A 21,335-nucleotide genomic window follows, 5' to 3' on the forward strand; every position below is an offset into this window, starting at 1 on the left:
CATATCCCACTGTGCGGCTGGTCTAGACCTGTGCCCTGGCTGATCTACCCTTAAGGCATGACTCATTTGATGTTGGGCGTTCGTCATGCCTGAAGCCGCGAGTATCGCCGGTGAAATTGACCGGACCAGCAGCACTCCCATTTACATCCAGCTCCGGGAGATATTGAGGAGTTTCATAACCCAGTCATGTCCGCCTGGTTCGTCGCTGCCGTCTGAGCGGGACCTCTCGCTACGGTTCGGCCTAGCTCGGATGACCGTACGGCAAGCCATTGATGCCTTGGTGGGCGAGGAAGTCATTGAACGGGTGGTGGGACTCGGTACGTTCGTCAAGAAGCCCAAGCTGGATCTCCAGGTGAAGTTGACCTCGTACAGCGAGGAGATGCAACGACGCGGGATGGTACCGGCTGCCAAGGTGTTGAGCTTTGAACAGATTGCTGCCAGTGCTTTTCTGGCCCGGGAGCTTCAGCTTGAAGAGGGCACGCCGCTGGTCCGATTCCGGCGGTTGCTGTTGGCCGACAACGAACCCATGAGCGTTGACGAGAACTTCATTCCGGCACACCGCGTTCCGGGACTATTGGATGAGGCGCCGCCCACATCGCTCTACAACGTCCTCAGCGAACGCTTCGGGCTGATCATGGAATGGGGAGAGGACATGATCGAGGCAACGGCAGCATCCCCTTCCACGGCGAGGCTGTTGAACGTGGACGTGGGCTCGCCGCTGCTAAAGATCCAGCGTCATGCCTTCGTGGCACGGTCAATGGTGGACTACTCCGTCTCGTACTATCGGGCAGACCGCTACAAGCTCTGGGTTCCGCTGCAGCGACCAGGGGTCCGTCCCACACGCAACTATTCCTCCGGTTACCGAACTCAATAGTGTCGGCAGCGGCCGCAACGCCCCATCAGTGATGGCAAATGCAACAGGGAAGGGCACGATCCGTATGGATCGTGCCCTTCCCTGGTTTCAAGCTGTAACTAGTGGCTGAGGCTCTTCTGGTCCGCGCCAGCCTCGATGGCCTCGTGGTGGCCATGCGCGTGGGCTGCTTCGAGTTCCGCAGGAGTTGCCGGAGCAACACGGTCTTCGAAGAACCACTTGGAGAGCGCTGCACGTCGCTTTTCCTTGCGGGTTACGACGCCGTGCTCGTTCGGCGTCGCCGGCAACGGAACCGGAGATTCGAATCCAACGAGCTTGTAGCGCTTGTACTCGTCCAAGGGAGCATGTACTTCGATGAACTCACCGTGGGGGAGCCGTACGATGCGGCCGGTCTCACGCCCGTGGAGGGCGATTTCGCGGTCCTTACGCTGCAGTGCCAGCGCGATTCGCTTGGTCACGATGAAAGCGAGGATCGGGCCGATGAAGAACAGCGTGCGCAACCAGTAGGTGACATCGTTCAGGGATACGTGGAAGTGCGTTGCGATGAGGTCCGAGCCTGCCGCTGCCCACATGACGCAGTACCAAGTGAAGCCTGCAACACCGATCGCGGTACGGGTGGGTGCGTTACGGGGACGGTCAAGGACGTGGTGTTCACGGTTGTCCTTGGTTACCCAGCGTTCGATCCACGGGTACATGAACAGCACGGTGAAGATGATGCCCGCGGGCACGAGTGCCGGCAGCAGCACGTTCAGCGTCAGCGTGTGTCCGAAGATGATGTACTCAAAGTGGAAGTTGTTGACGACGCCAGGCATGAGGCGAAGTGCACCGTCAACAAAGCCGATGTACCAGTCAGGCTGGGTGCCGGCGGAAACCGGGGAGGGGTCGTAGGGACCATAGTTCCAGATCGGGTTGATCGTAAATGCGGCTGCCATAAGTGCCAGGACGCCAAACACGATGAAGAAGAACCCGCCAGCCTTGGCGGCGTAAACCGGACCAAGGGGGTAGCCGACGACGTTGCCATCGTTGCGGCCTGGGCCGGGGTACTGCGTGTGCTTGTGCACGACAACCATGAACAGGTGAATCACGATCATGAGCAGGATCAGGGCCGGAACCAGAAGGATATGAAGCACATAGAGACGACCAATGATCGCTGTGCCCGGGAATTCCCCGCCGAAGAGGAAGAACGAGATGTAGGTACCAATGACCGGAATGGACTTGATAACGCCATCGATGATGCGCAGACCGTTTCCGGAAAGGAGGTCATCGGGGAGGGAGTAGCCAGTGAAGCCGGCAGCCATGGCCAGAATCAGGAGGACGCCGCCCACTACCCAGTTCATTTCACGCGGCTTGCGGAACGCGCCGGTGAAGAAGACGCGCAGCATGTGGACACCAAGGGAGGCAACGAACAGCAGAGCCGCCCAGTGGTGCACCTGGCGCATGAAGAGGCCACCGCGCACATCGAAGGAGATGTTCAGCGATGAGTTGTAGGCTACGGACATTTCGACGTTGTACAACGGTGTGTAGGAACCCTGGTAGTGGGTTTCAGCCATCGAGGGGTCGAAGAAGAAAGTCAGGAATGTGCCCGACATCAGGAGGATGACGAAGGAGTACAGCGCCACCTCACCGAACATGAACGACCAGTGGTCGGGGAAGACCTTGCGGCCGAACTCGCGCAGGATGCCGGAGCCACCTACACGCTCGTCCACGAAATCAGTGAAACGGCCAACTTTGGTCTTCGCTACGAAGGGGGCTTCAGCTGTTGATGAGGCGCTCATGCTCGTCACGCTCCCAGTAACTCGGTCCTACAGGTTCTTTGAAGTCGCTGGTAGCGACGAGGTAGCCTTCTGCGTCAACTGCGATGGGCAGCTGGGGGAGCGGACGGCTGGCCGGTCCGAAGATGACCTTGCATTCCTGCGTGAGGTCGAACGTGGACTGGTGGCACGGGCATAGCAGGTGGTGTGTCTGCTGCTCGTAAAGAGCAACCGGGCAACCAACATGGGTGCAGATCTTGGAGTAAGCAACAATGCCGTTGTAGCTCCAGTTCTCGCGGCCCTCGGAGGGGTTCAACGAGTTCGGATCCAGGCGCATCAGCAGAACGACGGCCTTGGCTTTTGCGTTCAGCTTGCCCTCGTGAAGTTCGTTGAGGCCCTCGGGAATGACGTGGAAGGCCGAACCGATGGTGACATCCGAAGCCTTGATGGGAGTGCCATCGGGGTCGCGGGTCAGTCGCTTGAGCTTGCCGCCCTCAGGAGCCCACATGGTGTGTGCAAGCTTGTCGTCAGGACGCGGTCCCAGGTCGCCAAAAATAGCGAGAGCAGGGAGCGGAGCAAGGGCAACGGCACCAAGAAGGGTGTTGCGGATCAGCGGGCGACGCTTAATGCCGGTTTCCTCGACGATGTCGTCGACGATGCGCACGGCAGCCTGGCGATCTTCCTCATGACGGATAGCGTGGCGCTCTTCCGACACTTCGTGATCGGGCATCAGGGCCTTGGCCCAGTGCACGATGCCTGTGCCGATGCCAAGCATTGCGAACGCCGTACCCAGGCCCAGGAGCAGGTTCTGTGTACGGATGTTTGCAATCGTCGAATCGTCGCCCAAATCGATGGCGAAGTACGCCACCAGGAAGATCAGCGTGCCGATGACAGAGGTGCCAAACAAAATGGCTACCTGACGCTCGGCTCGCTTTGCGGCTACCGGGTCCGTGTCAGCCAGGCGCAAACGATGCGGAGGAAGCCCAGGATCCTGGAACTTCTCCACTTCATTCTGACCAGCCGTAGCTACGGTGCCCGAGTGGTTCGGACTGCCGTCACTATGGTTGCCCATAATTCGCCTCATCCTTCTCTCGTTGTCTCGGCTTGAGCCGAGTTAATTTTCAGTTCGAAACTGCTGAGCATGCAGCAGAAGTTTGTTGTCTCGTCCGGACTACGACGTGCGTGACGTCAGCCAGATAGTGAAGGCGATGATGACGCCCAAGCCGGCAATCCAGACGAAGAGACCTTCAGACACCGGACCAAGCGAGCCGAGATCGGCACCGCCCGGTGAGCCGTTGGCTTCGATGGTCTTGAGGAAGGTGATGATGTCGCGCTTACCTTCGGGTGAGACGTTGGAATCGTTGAACACAGGCATGTTCTGCGGGCCCGTGGCCATGGCTTCGTAGATGTGCTTGCCTGTGACGTCTGCCAGTGCGGGAGCGAACTTGCCGCGGGTCAGGGCGCCGCCGGCTGCGGCAGCGTTGTGGCACATGGCGCAGTTGACGCGGAAGAGCTCGCCACCTTTGGCTGCATCTCCCTTTTCGTCAAGGAGGTGTTCTTCCGGAATCGCAGGGCCCGCACCGAGCGATGCAACGTAAGCGGCCAGCTGGCTGGTCTGCTCCTCGTTGAACTGGACGGGCTTCTTCTGCGCCTGGGGGCCATTCATCTGCATGGGCATACGGCCGGTGCCAACCTGGAAATCAACCGCTGCGGCGCCCACGCCGACCAGCGAGGGGCCGTCCTTGGTTCCGCTTGCACCCATGCCGTGGCAGGTGGCGCAGTTGGCAGCAAACAATTTGCCGCCTTGCTCTACGTCACTTGCGCTGTAGCTGGTGGTGTCGGCCTTGGCCTGGTTGACAGATGTGGCAACGGCGTACAGCCCACCAGTGAGGAGGAGGCCCATCAGCAGCAGCGCAATGGCTGCCAGTGGGTGACGTCGCTTCTGCGAGAGTGCCTTCACGTGGTGGTTCCTTTATTCGATCCTGCGTCGGCTCCGCGAGCCGCTTCTTGAAATTCTGCCTCTTGTAGAAAAAGAGTCAAAGCCGGGCTACTTCAGGACGTAGATGACCAGGAAGAGGCCAATCCAGACGACGTCGACGAAGTGCCAGTAGTACGAGGTGACGATTGCGGATGTCGCTTCAAAGTGCCCAAACTTCTTGGCTGCAAACGCACGGCCAATGATGAACAGGAACGCGATCAAACCGCCGATGACGTGAAGGCCATGGAAGCCGGTAGTCATGTAGAAGGCGGAACCGTAGGCATTGGACGACAGGGAAACGTGCTCCGAGACGAGCATGGCGTATTCCGTGGTCTGTCCGGCCACGAAGAAGGCACCCATGATGAAGGTGAGAACGAACCATTCGCTCATGCCCCAGCGGGTGAACTGCAGGGGTCCGCCGGTGCGGCGCGGTTCAAGGCGCTCAGCGGCGAAAACGCCCATCTGGCAAGTGAAGGAACTGGCCACAAGGACGATGGTGTTGACGAGCGCAAACGGGAAGTTGAGCTTCGTCGTCTCCTCGGCCCACATCAATCCTGATGTAGAGCGCAGAGTGAAGTACATGGCAAAGAGACCGGCGAAGAACATCAACTCACTGGACAGCCAAACAACGGTTCCAACAGAAACCAGATTGGGGCGGTTCAGCGTCGGGTGCGCCGGGGTACTGGGGGCATGGGTCGCAGATGTCACAAGGACATTATGTCTGTAAAAGTCCAGAGTTCCCAATGCAAACCACCGAATCGGGAGACTTTTTCTACAAAGACGCGAAATCGCGCGGAAAAGTTCCCGGTCGGGTTCACATTGGTCATCGGTGCAGCCCGGTCGATAGCATCAAGGGGTGACTTCTCCGGCATCGGCACCTGCAGCCAGCAATAACTGGCCAGGGCTCATCTCAGCACTGATCAACGGCGACGACCTTGCAGTGGGCAATACAGAGTGGGCCATGAACACGATCATGGCTGGCGAAGCGACTCCAGCGCAGATTGCGGGTTTCCTGGTTGCCCTGCGTGCCAAGGGCGAAACGGTGGAAGAGCTGACGGGCCTTGTGGAGGCCATGCTCCAGAATGCCAACCCCATAGAGATCTCCGGTGAAAAGCTGGACATCGTGGGGACCGGCGGGGACAGGCTGAACACCGTCAACATCTCCACTATGGCAGCTCTTGTTGCGGCCGGTGCGGGCGCGAAAGTCGTCAAGCACGGAAACCGTGCGGCCTCGTCTACGTCCGGTTCAGCTGATGTGTTGGAAGCCCTGGGCGTCCGCCTGGACCTTTCGATCGACCAGGTTGCCCGGAATGCGGAGGAAGCGGGAATCACCTTCTGCTTTGCGCAGGTTTTCCATCCCTCGTTCCGTCATACTGCAGTACCCCGGCGGGAGTTGGCGGTGCCTACGGCCTTTAATTTTCTCGGCCCCATGACGAATCCCGCTCATGTTCAGGCTTCGGCAGTTGGCGTCGCCAACGCCCGGATGGCTCCTCTGGTTGCGGGCGTCCTTGCCCGTCGCGGAAGTCGCGGCCTCGTGTTCCGCGGTGACGATGGGCTGGACGAATTGACGCCCACAGGGCCGTCGACTATCTGGGAGATAAGGAACGGAACTGTCACTGAACAGGTGTTCTCACCCGCTGAGCTCGGTATCGCACCGTCCACTGTTGCGGATCTGCGGGGTGGGGACGCCGCCGCAAATGCAGTGGTTGTCCGTGAGGTGCTTGATGGCAAGACAGGTCCGGTGCGTGATGCTGTCCTCTTGAATGCTGCCGCTGGCTTGGTGTCCGTTGATCTGAACGCCGAGGGTAGCCTTTTGGAGCGGATGCGCGCTGCCTTCGCACTGTCAGCGGAGTCCGTGGATTCAGGTAAGGCCGCCGGTGTCCTGACCAAGTGGATCGCCCTTAGCCAGGGTTCCAAAGGCTAGCCCAAGCGTCAGTCACAGCTACTGTGTTGCCGCTTCGAATTGTGATCTTCGGGGTGCCTGAGCCCTATTCGAATCCCAAAGCAAAGGCGGCGTCGAGATCGTGCTGCGAGTAGGCACGGAACGCTATGTGCGTAGTGGTGTGGATCACTGAATCGACCTTCGACAGGCGATCAGCGATGACGTCCGCGAGATCTTCATGCTTTGACACTCTGGCTACAGCGATCAGGTCCCATTCTCCAGTGACGGAATAGACTTCACTGATGCCCTGGATGGCCGAAATCTGCTCAGCGGTTTCCGGAATGCGCGAAGCATCGGTCTTGATCAGGACGAAAGCGGTGATCACGTGGGGCCCTTCCGGAAAAGCTTCATTGCGGACGCACTTCAGCCTAGTACATGAGAGACCCTTTCAGACCTTGGACTGGCGCTTTCGTGACGTGCGCAGAATTAGCGCGAGAATGACGCGGAAGCCGAGCAGGAAAACACCCAGGCTGATAAGCGCCACGATGACAAAGGGCAACACTACCGTCTGTCCAGTCACCGCCCGGAGCAGCATGCCGATCACTACGGCACCGATCCAGACGCTAATGCCCGAAGGCCAGACGGCATAGGGCGCACGCCAAACCCTCGCGGCCAGCCAGGCAACGCAGGCACCGGCGAGGAAGGGCCAGGCGGTAACAAAGGCCCCTGTGATGATGTCTCCCCGTGCATGGGCGTCACGGCCGATCGCAGCGAAGAGGAGAATCAACACGAGGTCGGCGGCGGCAGCAGGAATCCAGGATCTAAGCGATGACGGCATGTTCTGACAGTATCCGGGCGGAAGTGCTGGCGCGAAGTTGACGAACCGCAAGTTCTCTCTCTTGCACTTGGTTTCTGCTGCGGCCACGATGACTGGCAGTAACACACGATGAGTGTCAAAGGACGCACCCCAATTACTGGAGGAAATCATGCGATTCGTTCAAGTAGCCCAGCATGCCGAAGACCTGAAGCGGGCGGCGGCCTTCTACGCTGCACTCCTGGGCACCGAGCCGAAGGCCTTGTACGACCCTCCCGGTCTCCTTTTCTTTGACGTGGGTGGCGTGCGGCTTCTGCTTGAGAAAGGAGCACCGTCCTCTCTGCTGTATTTCGAGGTCGGAGACCTGCACGGCACAGTGGCGGCATTGAAGAGTAAAGGTGTCAAGATCATTTCCGAACCACACATAATCTTCACCCATGAGGATGACCTCCTCGGGCCGGCAAATTCAGAAGAATGGATGGCCTTCATTGAGGACAGCGAGGCCAATACCGTAGGCCTGGTCAGCCGGATAAGGACGGCAGGCGACTGATTCTTGCTTATTCAGCAGTCCCATCGGGCTGGTGCGTACAGTGCATCCGGTTACGGACGGCCGGGCCATTCCTTGCCGGCCCAGGGGTCGTAGTCGGCGATGAGTCCCTCCTGAGCCGGGCGCTTTGCTTCGGGGATGTGCTGCAGGTTCACCCGGACCCTGTACCAGAGCGAACTCGATCCGCGCATCCCATCGACGAGCACATCCGCTGGGTGCAGGTCCGGAAGAAGGTCCGCATGCCGGGCTTTCCATTCATCGAGGGCGGCCAGCGCTTCGGGCTTGGTCTTCGTGCGGGCCACCTCAATGAGTGGCATCGTTGAGACCCGGCGACCTGATCCGTCGCCGGCCCGGGGTGCCTTCTCGGCGGGACCAAGTTCCTTGGCCAAGTCCAACAAGGCTTCAAGGGACCCCACGGCGTCATCGATTCCAGCGTGGGGATCGCCCAGCTGCGCGAAGCGTTCGGGCACCGAGCGGACAGTGAATTGTTCGGGCCTCGTGGAAGTGACCTCGGCCCATGTCAGGGGAGTAGAAACCCGAGCATCGGGCCGGGGCCGTACAGAGTAAGCCGAGGCAACAGTCCGGTCCTTCGCATTCTGGTTGAAGTCAACGAAGACGCTCTCGCCGCGTTCCTCCTTCCACCACCGCGCGGTGGCGAGCCCGGGTGCGCGGTTCTCGACCTCCCGGGCAAGGGTTTCCGCAGCGAGCCGTAGCTCGCCGTAAGACCGCTCCGGGGCGATTCGCACCAATATGTGGAGTCCCCGGGACCCGCTCGTCTTGGGCCACCCCACCAGCCCGACGTCGTCAAGCACTTCGCGCGCCACGTAGGCGACGTCTACGATTTGCGACCAATCAACCCCTGGCATGGGATCGAGGTCGATCCGGAGTTCGTCGGGATGATCGAGGTCCTCGGCACGTACGGGGTGGGGGTTGAGGTCCAGGCAGCCAAGATTCACCACCCAGGCCAAACCGGCAGCGTCCCGGATGACGGTTTCTTCTGCCGACGTCCCCGATGAGTAGTGCAGCGTTGCAGTATCAATGAACTCCGGATGGTTTTCGGGAACACGTTTCTGAAAGAACGGCTCAGCGTCGATGCCCTTGGGAAAGCGCTTGAGTACCATGGGGCGGCCGCCTGCGCCCCGCAGCGCACCCTCGGCAACTGAAAGGTAGTAGCGGACCAAATCCAGCTTTGTTAGCCCGGGTTCGGGGAAAACCACCTTGTCCGGATTCGAGACGCGAACTTCGGCGTCGCCTATGTCCAGAATCTCTGCCGGAGTCTTCGACGGGTTCATGCCGCCACGCTAGCAACGATCGACGGTCCCAGCCAGACCAAGGGCAAGCCGACTATATTGACCATGTCAATCCACCACCACAATCGCGGGAGCCTGCACACTATGGCCAAGGAACTTGCTACCCAGCTCATCGAACAACTCCAGGCTGCCGGTGTGCAGCGTATTTATGGAATCGTCGGTGACAGCCTCAATCCAATAGTGGATGCGGTGCGCCAAACGGGAGGGTCGGCCAAAGGCGGTATCGATTGGATCCATGTCCGCCACGAGGAAGCGGCCGCCTTTGCTGCGGCCGCCGAGGCGCAATTGACTGGCAAGCTTGCTGTCTGTGCCGGCTCCTGTGGACCCGGCAACCTCCATCTGATCAATGGACTCTACGACGCCAACCGTACTGGGGCGCCCGTACTTGCCATCGCTTCCCATATCCCCAGCAAGCAGATCGGCAGCGGATTCTTTCAGGAAACCCATCCTGACCGGATCTTCACCGAATGCTCGGTGTATTCGGAACTCATCAGCACAGCCGAGCAGGCTCCCCGTGTGATGCATAGCGCTATCCAGAACGCTGTAGCCCTTGGGGGAGTCGCCGTCGTGACCCTTCCCGGCGATATCGCCGGCCTTGAGGCCACCGCGCCGACGCCGTTACCCGCTACGTTTCGGCCTGCACGCCTGATCCCGGATCAGTCGAGCGTCCAGGAACTGGCTGACGCCATCAACGACGCCGGAAAGGTCGCCATCTTCGCGGGTGCGGGCGTCCAGGGGGCCCACGACGAACTCATTGCCTTGGCGGAACTGGTCAACGCCCCGATTGGCCACTCACTGCGAGGCAAGGACTTCGTCCAGTACGATAATCCGTTCGACATCGGAATGACCGGCCTCCTGGGCTATGGTGCGGCAGCGGAAGGCATCGAGGACGCCGATCTGCTGATCCTTCTTGGTACCGATTTTCCCTACGACCAGTTCCTGCCGGACACCCGTACGGCACAGGTTGACCGGGCCGCCCAGCGGTTGGGGAGGAGGACCGACGTCGACATTGCGGTTCATGGTGATGTGCTTCCTACACTGGCCGCCCTTCTGCCCTTGGTCACTCCAAAGAAGAACCGCCGCTTCCTGGACCAAATGCTGAAGAAACACGACCGCCTGATGAACAAGGCCGTGGGCGCGTACACGCGGAAGGTCGAAAAGAAGCAGCCCATTCATCCTGAGTATGCTGCTTCCCTGCTGGACCAAGTAGCCGCGGATGACGCCATCTTCACCGCGGACACCGGAATGTGCAACGTCTGGACGGCCCGCTATATCAACCCGCTGGGCACGCGCCGGCTGATCGGTTCCTTCCTTCACGGGTCAATGGCCAACGCCCTTCCGCACGCCATCGGTGCACAGGTGGCCTATCCGGGGCGCCAGGTGGTTTCTGTCTCGGGTGACGGGGGCTTGTCCATGCTGCTTGGTGAGCTCATTACTGTGGCCGCACATCAACTGCCGGTCAACGTAGTGGTTTTCAACAACTCAACACTGGGCATGGTGAAGCTCGAAATGTTGGTGGACGGGCTGCCCGATTTCGGCGTCGACGTTCCTGACGCAAACTATGCCGCCGTCGCGAAGGCCTTGGGCTTCCACGCTGTCCGGGTGACAGATCCGGCGAACATCGAGGAAGCGTATCGGGAGGCGTTTGCCCACCCGGGTCCTTCGCTGGTGGAGCTCATCACTGATCCGAATGCGCTCTCCATCCCGCCGAAGATTTCCGGGCAACAAGTCCTTGGTTTCGCGACGGCCATGTCCAAAGTGGTCTTGAACCGCGGTGCCGGTGAAGCTGTGAGCATGGCCCGGAGCAACCTGCGCAATATTCCCCGGCGCTGAGAGGAGTCTTCGCTGCTCTGCGCCTTCACTTTGTTGGGGGGCTTTTGGAGGTCCGGCCGGATAACCACTTTGGTCCCACCAGTATCGCTGCGGCCGGGTTCGCACCGACCACAGCCGTAAGAAAGAAGGACTGTAGTGTTCAACGGCCTCAGCGCATTCCCCCTGACACCTATGCGAGGTGAAACTGTCGATCTGGACGCGGTTGCCCGGCTGGTGGCCCGCGCTGCACAGTCCGGCGCGGATTCGCTCGGTGTTCTTGGCTCGACGGGAAACTACGCTTATCTCTCCCGTGAAGAACGACGCCTGGTCCTTGAAGCGTCCGTGGAAGCTGCCGGTGGTGTGCCGGTTCTGGCCGGTGTTGGGGCAGTGCGTACCCGCGACGTCATCAGGCTTGCCGGCGATGCCCATGCCGCTGGCGCCTCGGCATTGCTTTTGGCCCCGGTGTCCTATCAGCGCCTGACGGAAGCGGAGGTTTTCGGGCTGTTTGAGGACGTTGCGTCGGAGTCAGATCTCCCGGTGGTCGTGTATGACAACCCTGCCACCACGGGCTTCACCTTCACAGACGAGTTGCATGCCAGGATTGCACGTATCCCGGGAATCGCGTCCATCAAGATTCCGCCGCCGGCTGCCACTGACATTGGCACCAGGCTCGGCAAGCTCCGGGAAGCTTTGCCCGAGCGAACATTTGTGGGTATCAGCGGAGATTGGATTGCCGCCGAAGCACTGCTTGCTGGTTGCGACCTCTGGTACTCGGTGATCGGCGGGATCCTTCCCCGTCAGGCCCGGGAAATCGTTGATCACGTTTTGGCTGGTCGGCCCGATGAAGCGATGGCAGCTTCCGCCGCACTGGAACCAGTCTGGTCCCTGTTCCGAACCTATGGGAGCCTTCGGGTCACCGTTGCACTGGCTGAAGACCTGGGGCTCATTCCGTCCTCAGCCTTGCCCTTGCCGCTGCGTGGCTTGGATCCCGAAGGACGCAGCAGAGTCACCGAGGCCATCCGCCAGTGTGGATTGGAGTCCTAGGTGGTGTGGCGGCCTGGCCACCTGGATGGGAACAACGCCATGTCCCCCTCCCGCGGACCTAGCCGGGCCAGCACCAGCTGGGGCGCGAGTCAGGTCTTCGTGTGGATCGGAGCTTTGAAGATCACTGCAGGGTCTGCAGGCGCAGCGTTGGCAGGGGCCATGGTTGTACCAATGACACACCTGCCCTTGCATTTGGCGTCCGCCCTTATTGCAGTGACCGTGGGCGCTTCCCTGTTCGACCGCCGTCGTGAACGGTCCCAAACCACGGGATCCGTCTGGAGCAGGGCCAGGCATTAAGGCTTCCGGTTGGTCGGTGCCCGGGTGTGCCGGCGGCAAGGAGATCCTTGGGTGCTCACAGGTGCGGGGACATCAAGAAGCAACATTCCAATGGGATATGTTTGTACCGGCCAACTTGCTGGACAGATAGCCGCAGCGGCATTCCTGCCTCGAAGGACGTTGTCCTGTGGCCACTTCCGGGCCTGCAGTCAGTTCGGCAGGTGGACAGGCTGATCCATCCGGAACGGGGCGATCGGTTCGCAACGGGGCGACCACCGGTCCTCGCCGTCCTCGTGCCGTCGTCGTTGATGTAGTGCTCGAGATCGCCCAACACATGCTCACACCCTCAGACAGGAGCGTCCGTGCCGAAGAGTCCACGTGATGACATAGATGCGCAGATTCTGGCCGAACTGCGGCGCAATGCCCGTATCAGCCTTGCCCAGTTGGGCGAGAAAGTGCTGCTCTCCCGCAACGCGGTGCGGCAACGGATTGAGCGGCTTGAGCGGGACGGGTATATCCACGGCTACACCATCAAGGAATCAGCCGGAGAAGGCTCGCCCACGGTCAATGCCGTGCTCCTGATCCAACGACATGACAGGATGCGGGGCGGGGACGTGATTGCCGGACTAAAGGCAATTCCTGAAATCGCCACTTGTGATGTTGTCAGCGGCGAACTGGATATCGTGGTCAGGGTTGAGGCCCCCGACGCTGCACGAATCCAAGAGATCTGGAGGCAGGTCTCAGAGTTTCCGGGCGTCCGTGACATCACCACTGCCTTGTCCCTCTCCACGGTCATCGACAGGCAGGCGCCTCGCTAAGGCAGCGTGAACCATGCTGGGCTTAAATGGTTCCGGCGCTGCGGAACCGAAGTGGTTACGCAACGCCGGATCGGCACAGTCTGGTCTATTGACTACAACGCCCGCCGAACATCATGAAGTGATCGCTATGACCTTGGGCTGCGTCATTTCCTCGTAGGCGAAGCGGACGCCTTCCCGGCCCATGCTCCCGTATTTCGAGCCGCCAAAAGGCATCGCATCGAGGCGGTAGTCCGAAGAATCGTTGATCATCACCCCACCCGCGTCGATTGCCCTGGCGGTGGCCAGTGCACGGGTCAAGTCCTTGGTGAATACCCCGGCCTGCAGTGCGTATTCGCTGTCGTTGGCCAGTGCGATGGCTTCCTCGGCAGAGTCGAACGGTTCCACCAGGACCACGGGTGCGAACAGTTCTTCGCTCCAAGCCTCGCAACTACGCGGGACTCCGGTAAGGACAGCAGGTGTCAGGAGCGCACCGTCCAAGGTGCCACCAGTGAGCAGCCGTGCGCCGGCTGACACTGCTTCGTCGATCTTGCGCTTGGCTTCTGCGGCAGACGCGGCGCTGATCATGGGTCCGACGTCGGTCTGCTCGCTGCGGGGATCGCCTGTGGTTAGCGCGGCCGTTTGGGCGACAAAGGCGTGAAGGAAGGTCTCGAAGACTGACCGCTGGACGAGGATCCGCTGGGCGCCGATGCAGTTCTGTCCAGCAGCCCAGAAGGAACCGGAAACACTGGCCTCGACGGCGGCAGGAATGTCCGCGTCGTCAAACACGATCACGGGCGCGTTGCCGCCAAGTTCCATCGACAGGCGCTTTATGCCGGCGTTGGCGGCGATGGCCCGGCCCGTGGAAAAGCCGCCCGTGAAGGAGACCATGCGAATCAGTTTGGACGAGATGATGGTTTGCGCGATGGTGCGATCGCCCAGGACAACAGTCACGAACTCCGCCGGCAGGCCCGCCTCGCGCAGCAGGTCCACGAGAAGCATGGCCGTCAAGGGTGTCAGCTGGGACGGCTTGAGGATGACGGTGTTTCCTCCGGCAATCGCCGGCCCGAGCTTGTGCGCCACCAGGTTCAGGGCGTCGTTGTAAGGGGTGATGGCAGCGATAAGCCCCAACGGCTCACGGGTGAACCATCCCTGACGGTTTTCGGAGCCAGAAAAGGAGTCGAAGGGAACAACTTCCCCAACGTTTCGGCGGGTTTCCGCTGCCGAGAGCCTAAGCGTATTCACTGCACGGGAGACCTCTTTAAGCGCCTGCGTGATGGTCTTCCCGGCCTCCGACACGATGAGGCCAGCCACTTTCTGCGCACGTTGCTGGAGCAGGTCTGCAGCGGTATCCAGAATCCGCCCACGTTCATGGCGGGGCATGGCGGCCGCTGCCGGAGCGGCGGCCGCGGCGCGGATGATCTCCACGCGTACGTCTGCCTCGGTGCACTGGGGAAGGGTCGCCAGGACGGAACCGTCAAACTTGTCGTACACCGCCACGTCAGTGACGGCGGCTGCCGGTGTGGTGTCGGCGATGGCTGACTCAGGCACGGACCGCTCCTTTGGCGAATTCGTTGACGGCGATGATGTCCGAGATGAGGGCGTAGGCAGTTTCCACGCGGCCGGCCCCAGGGCCCGATACTGTGACGGCGCCCAGCAAATCCGTGCTGAATGAGACGGCATTGGTGGCGCCGGAAATACCGGCCAGCGGGTGTTCACCCGGAAGGGCGATGGGTTGGACGGTAGCTACGATGCGGCCATCATCTACCCGGCGGGCTTCGCCAATCAGCTTCCAGCGGTAGCCGCTTGCCAAGGCCTGTGCCACGTCGTCGCTCTTGATGTCCTGAATACCGGTGGTTTCCACGTCATTGGGGTGGATGTTGGCACCAAGCAGCTCGTTGGCCAGGATGGCGACCTTCAACCGGACGTCCGAGCCGCCGATGTCTGCAGTGGGGTCCGCTTCGGCGTACCCGCGATCCTGGGCTTCGGCGATGGCTTCATCCAGGCCCAGCCCGGCCTCCATCCGGCCCAGGACGTAATTGCTGGTTCCGTTCAGGATGCCTTGAACTGAGTTCAATTCCAGGCCGCCCAGCATTTTGTGTGCGAGTCGAATAACGGGCGTGCCACTCATGACTGAACCTTCGTACTCGAAACGGACACCATTGTTTGCTGCAAGCCGGCCCAGTTCCCGGCCATGCAAGGCCACAGGGCCCTTGTTGGTGGTCACCACGTGCTTGCCGGATTCGATGGCCCATTTGACGTGCGAAACTGCCGGTTCGCCGTCGATTGGACTGGTGAAGGTAGCCTCGACGACGATGTCGGCCGGACTGTTTTTGATGACGTCTTCGTTGCGGGGATCCGGACTCCCACCTGGCAGTCCCTCGAACGAGGACCCGCGCGGCATCGCAAGCACTGCGGCCAGATCGATGCCGTCTCCTTGGACGAGTGACCCGAAGGCAAGATCGGTGATGGCCACGACGCGAAGCTCGAATCCGAGCGAGGCAAATCGCTGGGGTTCGTCACGGATGAGTTCGGCCAAAGCGCGGTTGACGCCTCCGAAACCGATGAGGGCCAAATTGTAGGTAGTCACGTGATCTCCTTGGTAGGGCGGTGGTGCTGTCCCTTAAGCCTCGGTTCCAGGAGTGTCAGTTCCCTAGATGCGAATCGCCCGCCAAGGATGACGGAATGCCCAAAAAAGCTGCCAACCACGCGAAAACGTCCGCAGTGCGGCAAAGGAATGCATTTACCGCTCGACGGCGGCTACCGCACTGATCTCCACCAGCGCCCCGGGAACGCCCAAACGGGAGACAAACGCTGCTGTCACGAGGGGCGGCTCTTCGGCGGCGAGCTCGGATGCAATGGCACCATACCCTGCGGCGAGATCGGCACCGTCCACGAAGAGAACCGTCCACTGCACAACGTCGCGAAGGGTTGCCCCAGCGGAGGCCAATGCGGTCTTCGCGTTGGTCAGGGCGCGTGCAGCTTGCACTCCAACATCGCCCTCGCCAACGAGCGAACCGTCGCTGTCGACCGAGTTCTGGCCGCCGACGTAGATGGTGGTGGCGTTTGGAGGGACGATGGCTACGTGGCTGAATGCCGGACTGGAGACGAGCCCTTCGGGCCGGATGCGCTGGATGGATGACATGACTGTATGCTGCCATCCCCAGCCAATTGCCAAAAGGGGGCGCTCCCACTGTCCCGGTTGGCCTGGCTGGGTCACTCGGGCGTTCCTCATTCAGGCGCTGATCACTTAGACGCCCGTCACTCAGACGCTCGTCACTCAGGCGAGGGCCGCCGTCGTTGCTGTTTGGTTGCCGCCCTCTGTACTTTTGCTGCGCGATGCCGCTGGGTGGAACCCCGCGTGGGTTTCGTTGGCTTGCGCACAGTCCTTAGGGCAAGGCCTGCCACAACAATGTCAGCGAGTTTGGCCAGGGCAATCTCGCGATTACGCCACTGCGAGCGCTGCTCAGAGGCTGTAACGGTGATGACTCCGTCGACGAGTCGCTTGTCCAGTCGACGCAGCAAGATCTCCCGTTGGCTTTCTGTCAACGCCTCCGACGTGGCTACGTTCCAGGAAAGCTCCGCCCTGCTGTCGGTCGTGTTGACGTGTTGACCGCCCGGTCCTGATGAACGCGAGAACCGCCAGCCGAGTTCCGAGGCCGGAATCGTGAGGGAGAGCGAGATTTCCAGGTCCATTGAACAAGGGTTGCACGTCAGGCGCGGGTCCTCCCAGCCGAGCGGTACTTCGACATGACACGTCAGACTAGTTGCAGGTCAGAGGAGGTTTGCGGCGAGAGTCGAGGCGATGAACCGGCCGTACTGCTCTGCGCTCCACCCTCGTTTCAGCACCAGGCTCTCGAACAGTTCGGGGGTGGTGCAGGCGAACATGATGTCGGCGGCCTCTTCCGGGGACATGCCGGGACGGAGTAGGCCGCGGCCAATCAGTTGACGTGCGTTGTGCAGCATCCGGCGATGGCGGGCGTCGTCGACATCTTTCAGGAGGCTGGCCATGTCAGCATCTCCTGTCGCGGCGGCGTCGCGGATGAGCAGGCTGATCGGCGCAGCAAGGGGGCTGACTTCTTCAGTGAACCGGCCGAACTGCTCCATCAGTTCCCGCGGGTCATCTGCCCTTACTTGTGCGAGGTCTGAGCGCTGTTCGGCGGGCAAGCCGCCAGTGCCAAGGAGGCTCTGCGCGTGGAGTGCCCGGACGAGGCCGGCTTTGCCGCCAAAGTTCTTGTAGATGGACTCCACCGATACTGCGGACGCGGCGGCAATTTCGGTGATGGTGGTTGCTCCGAATCCCTGCTGCAGAAATAGTTCCCGTGCGCGCGCGAGGATGGTGCGCCGGGATGCCTCGGCTGCTTGGCGGCGACGGCTCGCATCGTAGGTGCGTTGGCTCCCGGATGTTCCGGGACTCTTGATTCCGGTTGCCATGGCTTCTAGACTCCAATCAATACAGAGAACTGTATTGAATTCAAGATACCAGCCTTGTCCGCCCTCGATGGGCTAATTGGCGGGGCACCAAGGAGTCACCATGGCAACCGTGGAGGGCTTGGAGCGCCTTCCGGAAGGGCCCGTTCGCCGGATGTTCGCCGCTTCCGGACGCCACGACCTTGACGCATTAGTCGCCGAATTCGCCGACGACTATGTCAACATCACGCCGGTTCATCCCGAACGGAATTTCACCGGCAGCGCCCAGGTCCGTGCCAACTGGACCAGCATTTTTGCCGGTGTTCCTGACTTCACACCGGTGATCGTCGACGCCGCTGAAGGCAGGCACGGAACCGTTTGGGTTGAATGGGGTTCCCGGGGTACAAGACGCGATGCCACGCCGGTGGAACTTGCCGGCGTTGCGATCTTTACTGTGCGCCGGGAGCGGATCGCCTCCGTCCATTTCTATCTCGAACCTGTGGAACGTTCTTCAGGTGACATCGACGACGCCGTCCGGGCCACAGCGGGTGCGGGTCTTGAGCCGGGGGCCGTACTTCCTACATCGCAGGCGTCGTGATCCTCGTAGTGGGCGGCACCGGCCGCCTGGGTTCGCGGCTTAACGATGAGCTGGTTCGGCGCGGCGCTTCCGTGCGGATCATGGCCAGGGGCGAATCCCAGCCGTTCCCCGGGAAGGAGGTCGACGGCGTCGAGCTAGTCCGCGGGACGCTCGCCTCAGGCGCGGACTGCGACCGGGCCGTTGCGGGATGCAGCCAAGTGGTGTTTGCGGCGTCGGGCTTTGGGCTGAAAAGGGGCGGTAACCCGCGCAGTGTGGATCGCGACGGTGCACTTCGGCTCATCGAGGCCGCATCCCGGGCGGGCGTGGAGCATGTAGTCATGATGTCGATGCATGGGGCAGCTCCCGATGCCCCTCTGGAATTCCTGCGCATGAAGTACGCCGCCGAGGAGGCGTTGAAGGCCTCGGGCATGGCATGGACGGTGATCCGGCTGGGAGCGAACCTTGACCAGTTCCTCGATTCAATGAGCCAGCCCCTGCACACGAAGGGCCGGGTGCCTGTCTTCGGTTCGGGACGGGCACCTGTGACATTTACGTCGACGCCGGACGCTGCTGCCGCTGTTTTGTTGGCGCTTTTCGGCCCTTCCTTGCGTGGAAGGATCATTGAGTGGGGATCCGAAACTCTCCCCTTCAACACGCTCGCGGAAGCTATCCTCGCGGACGCTGGAAAGGGCTCTATCCAGCGGATACCAGTGGCAGCCTTACGGGTGATGGCCGCCGTGGCACGTCCGGTTTCGCCGTTTATGGCCCGGATGGCGAGGGCAGCGCTGTGGATGGAATCAGGCGCTGCGGCTTTCGATCCGGCTGTGGCACGTTCTGCTTTCCCTGACATTCCAGTGATCGGACTGCGTGAGAGTTTGGACCAGATCAGGAACGCGTGAGTCGTGGTGCAAACCGGCCTTCGGGAGGACAATGCTAGGCACAACCCGAAATCCCGTGAGGAGCAGCCGTGGGCGAGCCAACTACAGAAGCGACATCAGCGCAGTTGATGGTGGACTTGATCATATCCCTGGATGGGTATGCCTCAGCGGAGGGGTGGCCCGGTTGGTGGGGACTTGAATCCCCGGAATACCTTGCCTGGCTCGAGGAAGAAGGGAAGAAGGATTTCACCACGCTTATGGGGGCGAACACCTATCGGGTGATGTCAAGCATGTCGGAGCAGGCCGCGGGCGAAGACTCCGGGTTCTCCGAGGAAGAGGGAGCGGCCTTGACCGGGCTGGCGGCTGTGCCAAAGGTCGTTTTCTCTTCCACACTCCAAGAACCCCTGGCTTGGCCGAATTCCGAGCTGGTGAGCGGGGATGCTGTGGAAGCTGTCAAGGAGCTGAAGCGGACCCGGACCGGCACGCTGACCACACTGGGAAGCCTCAGCCTTTGCCGCTCTTTGTTGAGTGCCGGCCTTGTGGACCGATACAGGATTGTCGTTTTTCCGGTGATCACAGGCCGCACCGGCAGGGAGCGTATTTATGACGGCTATCCCGATGTTTCGCTTGAATTGGTGAACAGCAGGACATTCGATGGTCAGCTGCAGCTGCTGGAGTACATACCCACGCTGATCAGCGGTCCGCCTGTCCGGCGGCCGTGAAAAGAGGCTTCAGGGAGTCCGAATAGCTGGACAATATCTCGGCAAATGTGAGCAGTTGGAATCCTTCAGCGCGGCAGAGGAGTGGTTCGCAGGTAGTTCCATTAGCGGTGAGCGTCGCGATTCCCCATGGATGGGTTGGTTCGCCCACCGAAATGCCGGCTGCGTCGAAGGTGTCCCGGAGCACGTATCGCGTGACGGTCCGCCACGACTGCAGGAACGGTGACCGTAACTGCTCAACGAGTTCTTCGTCGTTGGCATCATAGGCAGCCCACAGGTTCGTGGACAGTTCGTCCCACTCCTTGGCGTCGCGGACCATGAGGTGGGCCGCCCGGAGGCGCGTAATCGTTTCGGTCAACGTCATGGTCAGTCCCCAAACTTCCTGTCGTTATGAGTACGGCGAAACGGCCGTTGTAGAGATAACGGGCCTGTGTAGATAACGGACCGGTGTTCCGCATGATTCCCGGCCGCCGCGAAGGCGACGAAGCTGGTGCTCACGCTGGGCCGGAAGTCTCCTGTAAAGCTGCTTTGATCTTCCGCCACCCACCTGCTCGATTGTTGGCGGCTATTAGTCGAAGCATATCGATGAGGGGTGCCGTGGGTACTTCGTCATCGACGTAAAAGCTGATCATTCGGCTGGTCTTGTTATCGTGCCCGGCTGTGATGATCCCGGCAGGGTCAGGAACGATAGCGCCATCGTAGAGAAAGAGATTGATGTGGTTCTTGGCCGCCAGCAACGCGCAGACGTTTCCATCCAGGACAAAGTAGGGCTGAACCCGTCTTTTGATTGTCTCCACGATGTCCGGTTCTGCCTCGTGGATCACGTCCCGCAATTCCTCACAAACTGCTTGTTGCCAGCCCGGAAGTGCGTTGATGTAACTATCGACTCCGGGATGGCGCGCGTAGTTCCCCATGACGTTATTAGGGCACCACGCCGCACGGCTTGTCCAGACGGGCGCTTATCCAGACGGGCGCTTGAAGGCGATGAGTAGGCTTGCTCACATGATCGACGTCGAGCGGTTCCGGGTTCTGCTGGAGGACGAGCGCGGCCGGAAGCTTGCCCTGCTGAAGGCGCTGCGCAGCGACATCACATCGGTCAGCCTCGCCCGCCAGGACTCGAACGTCGACGACGAGCATGATCCTGAAGGCACCACCATCGCCTTCGAGCTCTCCCAGGCCTCCGCGCTGCTTGAGCAGAGCCGGGTTGGCCTCGAGCAGATTGAGGCCGCACTGCAGCGGATTTCCGATGGAACTTACGGCATATGTGCGGTTTGTGGTGTCGGCATTCCGGACGGTCGGCTCGAAGCCAGGCCATGGACGCCCTATTGCGTCAGTCACGCCTCAGGCAAACAGTAGAACCCGGGCAAACAGTAAAACCGGGACGGACATGAACCCGCCCGGGCGCAATTCACGCCATGTCAGGGCTGATGGGCACGAACTCGATGCCCTGCTGGACCTTCTTTTTTGGCCCTCGTTTGAAGCCCTTGGCGTCGAGGTTGTTTCCTGCCCGGAACGCGGCCAGAGCGTCGTCGAAGATCTCGTTGAGCCGCTGGCCCGGGAAAACCTTTTGGGTGCCGTCGGCAAACGTGATGGACACGGAGGCGCTGGCGGGAAAATGCCTGCTCATTCGGATGAAACCTTGGGAATCCTGCCGAAGGGAGATCATTGCTTG

General features: G+C 60.9%; 26 protein-coding genes. 11 read left to right on the forward strand and 15 right to left on the reverse strand.

Features of this window, described 5'->3' with window-relative positions; translation table 11 throughout:
- The first annotated feature begins 85 nt into the window (after positions 1-85).
- Positions 86-874 (forward strand): GntR family transcriptional regulator, encoded by a 789-nt coding sequence (locus KSW38_RS14505; protein WP_216925614.1) that lies wholly within the window; start codon positions 86-88, stop codon positions 872-874.
- 98 nt (positions 875-972) lie between these two features.
- Here KSW38_RS14505 and qcrB read toward each other — a convergent pair whose 3' ends face one another.
- From qcrB to ctaE, 4 genes are all read right to left on the reverse strand, one after another.
- Positions 973-2,646, reverse strand: a complete 1,674-nt coding sequence (gene qcrB, locus KSW38_RS14510) for a cytochrome bc1 complex cytochrome b subunit (RefSeq protein ID WP_216925615.1) — start codon at positions 2,644-2,646, stop codon at positions 973-975.
- The gene (gene qcrA / locus KSW38_RS14515; protein ID WP_216925616.1) at positions 2,624-3,694 is read right to left on the reverse strand and encodes a cytochrome bc1 complex Rieske iron-sulfur subunit; all 1,071 of its coding nucleotides are present in this window, start codon (positions 3,692-3,694) and stop codon (positions 2,624-2,626) included. The genes qcrB and qcrA overlap by 23 nt, the downstream gene beginning before the upstream one ends.
- Before the next feature lie 99 nt (positions 3,695-3,793).
- A complete protein-coding gene (qcrC, locus tag KSW38_RS14520; protein WP_216925617.1) occupies positions 3,794-4,582 on the reverse strand; it encodes a cytochrome bc1 complex diheme cytochrome c subunit in 789 nt (262 codons plus the stop codon).
- A gap of 87 nt (positions 4,583-4,669) precedes the next feature.
- Complete coding sequence (gene ctaE, locus KSW38_RS14525) at positions 4,670-5,308, reverse strand: aa3-type cytochrome oxidase subunit III (RefSeq protein WP_308169379.1); 639 nt, start codon at positions 5,306-5,308, stop codon at positions 4,670-4,672.
- A gap of 148 nt (positions 5,309-5,456) precedes the next feature.
- On the opposite strand from ctaE, the gene trpD reads away from it, so the two are divergent.
- Positions 5,457-6,524, forward strand: coding sequence for an anthranilate phosphoribosyltransferase (trpD, locus tag KSW38_RS14530; RefSeq protein ID WP_216925619.1), 1,068 nt, complete (start codon positions 5,457-5,459; stop codon positions 6,522-6,524).
- Between the two features lie 64 nt (positions 6,525-6,588).
- Here trpD and KSW38_RS14535 read toward each other — a convergent pair whose 3' ends face one another.
- Together KSW38_RS14535 and KSW38_RS14540 are read right to left on the reverse strand one after the other, a co-directional pair.
- Positions 6,589-6,867: an Lrp/AsnC family transcriptional regulator gene (locus KSW38_RS14535; RefSeq protein WP_216925620.1), complete on the reverse strand. Its 279-nt coding sequence runs from the start codon at positions 6,865-6,867 to the stop codon at positions 6,589-6,591.
- 63 nt (positions 6,868-6,930) lie between these two features.
- The gene (locus KSW38_RS14540; RefSeq protein ID WP_216925621.1) at positions 6,931-7,320 is read right to left on the reverse strand and encodes a DUF3054 domain-containing protein; all 390 of its coding nucleotides are present in this window, start codon (positions 7,318-7,320) and stop codon (positions 6,931-6,933) included.
- 148 nt (positions 7,321-7,468) lie between these two features.
- Between KSW38_RS14540 and KSW38_RS14545 the strand changes: the two genes are divergently transcribed.
- On the forward strand, positions 7,469-7,846 hold the full coding sequence (locus tag KSW38_RS14545; protein ID WP_216925659.1) for a VOC family protein: 378 nt from the start codon (positions 7,469-7,471) through the stop codon (positions 7,844-7,846).
- 50 nt (positions 7,847-7,896) lie between these two features.
- Here the strand turns inward: KSW38_RS14545 and ligD are convergent, their stop codons facing one another.
- Positions 7,897-9,135: a non-homologous end-joining DNA ligase gene (gene ligD / locus KSW38_RS14550; RefSeq protein ID WP_216925622.1), complete on the reverse strand. Its 1,239-nt coding sequence runs from the start codon at positions 9,133-9,135 to the stop codon at positions 7,897-7,899.
- Positions 9,136-9,237: 102 nt separating this feature from the next.
- On the opposite strand from ligD, the gene KSW38_RS14555 reads away from it, so the two are divergent.
- The 4 genes from KSW38_RS14555 (at position 9,238) to KSW38_RS23725 (ending at position 13,103) form a co-directional block, all read left to right on the forward strand.
- Positions 9,238-10,986: a pyruvate dehydrogenase gene (locus KSW38_RS14555; protein ID WP_216925623.1), complete on the forward strand. Its 1,749-nt coding sequence runs from the start codon at positions 9,238-9,240 to the stop codon at positions 10,984-10,986.
- A 135-nt stretch (positions 10,987-11,121) separates the two neighbouring features.
- Complete coding sequence (locus tag KSW38_RS14560) at positions 11,122-12,009, forward strand: dihydrodipicolinate synthase family protein (RefSeq protein ID WP_216925624.1); 888 nt, start codon at positions 11,122-11,124, stop codon at positions 12,007-12,009.
- A gap of 39 nt (positions 12,010-12,048) precedes the next feature.
- Positions 12,049-12,306: a hypothetical protein gene (locus KSW38_RS14565; protein WP_216925625.1), complete on the forward strand. Its 258-nt coding sequence runs from the start codon at positions 12,049-12,051 to the stop codon at positions 12,304-12,306.
- 341 nt (positions 12,307-12,647) lie between these two features.
- Complete coding sequence (locus tag KSW38_RS23725) at positions 12,648-13,103, forward strand: Lrp/AsnC family transcriptional regulator (protein ID WP_216925626.1); 456 nt, start codon at positions 12,648-12,650, stop codon at positions 13,101-13,103.
- Positions 13,104-13,214: 111 nt separating this feature from the next.
- Here the strand turns inward: KSW38_RS23725 and KSW38_RS14575 are convergent, their stop codons facing one another.
- From KSW38_RS14575 to KSW38_RS14595, 5 genes are all read right to left on the reverse strand, one after another.
- Complete coding sequence (locus KSW38_RS14575; RefSeq protein WP_223946136.1) at positions 13,215-14,630, reverse strand: aldehyde dehydrogenase family protein; 1,416 nt, start codon at positions 14,628-14,630, stop codon at positions 13,215-13,217.
- Complete coding sequence (locus tag KSW38_RS14580; RefSeq protein WP_216925627.1) at positions 14,623-15,669, reverse strand: homoserine dehydrogenase; 1,047 nt, start codon at positions 15,667-15,669, stop codon at positions 14,623-14,625. Before KSW38_RS14580 ends, KSW38_RS14575 begins: the two co-directional genes overlap by 8 nt.
- A 153-nt stretch (positions 15,670-15,822) precedes the next feature.
- Positions 15,823-16,224, reverse strand: coding sequence for a RidA family protein (locus tag KSW38_RS14585; RefSeq protein ID WP_216925628.1), 402 nt, complete (start codon positions 16,222-16,224; stop codon positions 15,823-15,825).
- A 131-nt stretch (positions 16,225-16,355) separates the two neighbouring features.
- Positions 16,356-16,775, reverse strand: a complete 420-nt coding sequence (arfB, locus tag KSW38_RS14590; protein ID WP_216925629.1) for an alternative ribosome rescue aminoacyl-tRNA hydrolase ArfB — start codon at positions 16,773-16,775, stop codon at positions 16,356-16,358.
- Between the two features lie 78 nt (positions 16,776-16,853).
- Complete coding sequence (locus KSW38_RS14595; protein WP_216925630.1) at positions 16,854-17,513, reverse strand: TetR/AcrR family transcriptional regulator; 660 nt, start codon at positions 17,511-17,513, stop codon at positions 16,854-16,856.
- Between the two features lie 100 nt (positions 17,514-17,613).
- Between KSW38_RS14595 and KSW38_RS14600 the strand changes: the two genes are divergently transcribed.
- The 3 genes from KSW38_RS14600 (at position 17,614) to KSW38_RS14610 (ending at position 19,666) form a co-directional block, all read left to right on the forward strand.
- The gene (locus tag KSW38_RS14600; RefSeq protein ID WP_216925631.1) at positions 17,614-18,087 is read left to right on the forward strand and encodes a nuclear transport factor 2 family protein; all 474 of its coding nucleotides are present in this window, start codon (positions 17,614-17,616) and stop codon (positions 18,085-18,087) included.
- On the forward strand, positions 18,084-18,965 hold the full coding sequence (locus KSW38_RS14605; protein WP_216925632.1) for an NAD(P)H-binding protein: 882 nt from the start codon (positions 18,084-18,086) through the stop codon (positions 18,963-18,965). The genes KSW38_RS14600 and KSW38_RS14605 overlap by 4 nt, the downstream gene beginning before the upstream one ends.
- Before the next feature lie 107 nt (positions 18,966-19,072).
- Positions 19,073-19,666 (forward strand): dihydrofolate reductase family protein, encoded by a 594-nt coding sequence (locus KSW38_RS14610; RefSeq protein WP_216925661.1) that lies wholly within the window; start codon positions 19,073-19,075, stop codon positions 19,664-19,666.
- Here the strand turns inward: KSW38_RS14610 and KSW38_RS14615 are convergent.
- Together KSW38_RS14615 and KSW38_RS14620 are read right to left on the reverse strand one after the other, a co-directional pair.
- Positions 19,638-20,027 carry a hypothetical protein gene (locus KSW38_RS14615; protein ID WP_216925633.1) on the reverse strand — a complete coding sequence of 130 codons (390 nt, stop codon included), beginning with the start codon at positions 20,025-20,027 and terminating at the stop codon, positions 19,638-19,640. The genes KSW38_RS14610 and KSW38_RS14615 overlap by 29 nt on opposite strands.
- Positions 20,028-20,157: 130 nt before the next feature.
- Positions 20,158-20,577, reverse strand: a complete 420-nt coding sequence (locus KSW38_RS14620) for a DUF1801 domain-containing protein (protein WP_216925634.1) — start codon at positions 20,575-20,577, stop codon at positions 20,158-20,160.
- Positions 20,578-20,665: 88 nt separating this feature from the next.
- Between KSW38_RS14620 and KSW38_RS14625 the strand changes: the two genes are divergently transcribed.
- Complete coding sequence (locus KSW38_RS14625) at positions 20,666-21,019, forward strand: TraR/DksA family transcriptional regulator (protein WP_216925635.1); 354 nt, start codon at positions 20,666-20,668, stop codon at positions 21,017-21,019.
- A 52-nt stretch (positions 21,020-21,071) separates the two neighbouring features.
- Here KSW38_RS14625 and KSW38_RS14630 read toward each other — a convergent pair whose 3' ends face one another.
- Entirely contained in the window at positions 21,072-21,290 is a 219-nt protein-coding gene (locus tag KSW38_RS14630) for a hypothetical protein (RefSeq protein WP_308169381.1), read from the reverse strand.
- Positions 21,291-21,335 lie beyond the last annotated feature (45 nt).

It is taken from the genome of Paenarthrobacter aromaticivorans, assembly GCF_019038615.1.
Lineage (GTDB): Bacteria > Actinomycetota > Actinomycetes > Actinomycetales > Micrococcaceae > Arthrobacter > Arthrobacter aromaticivorans.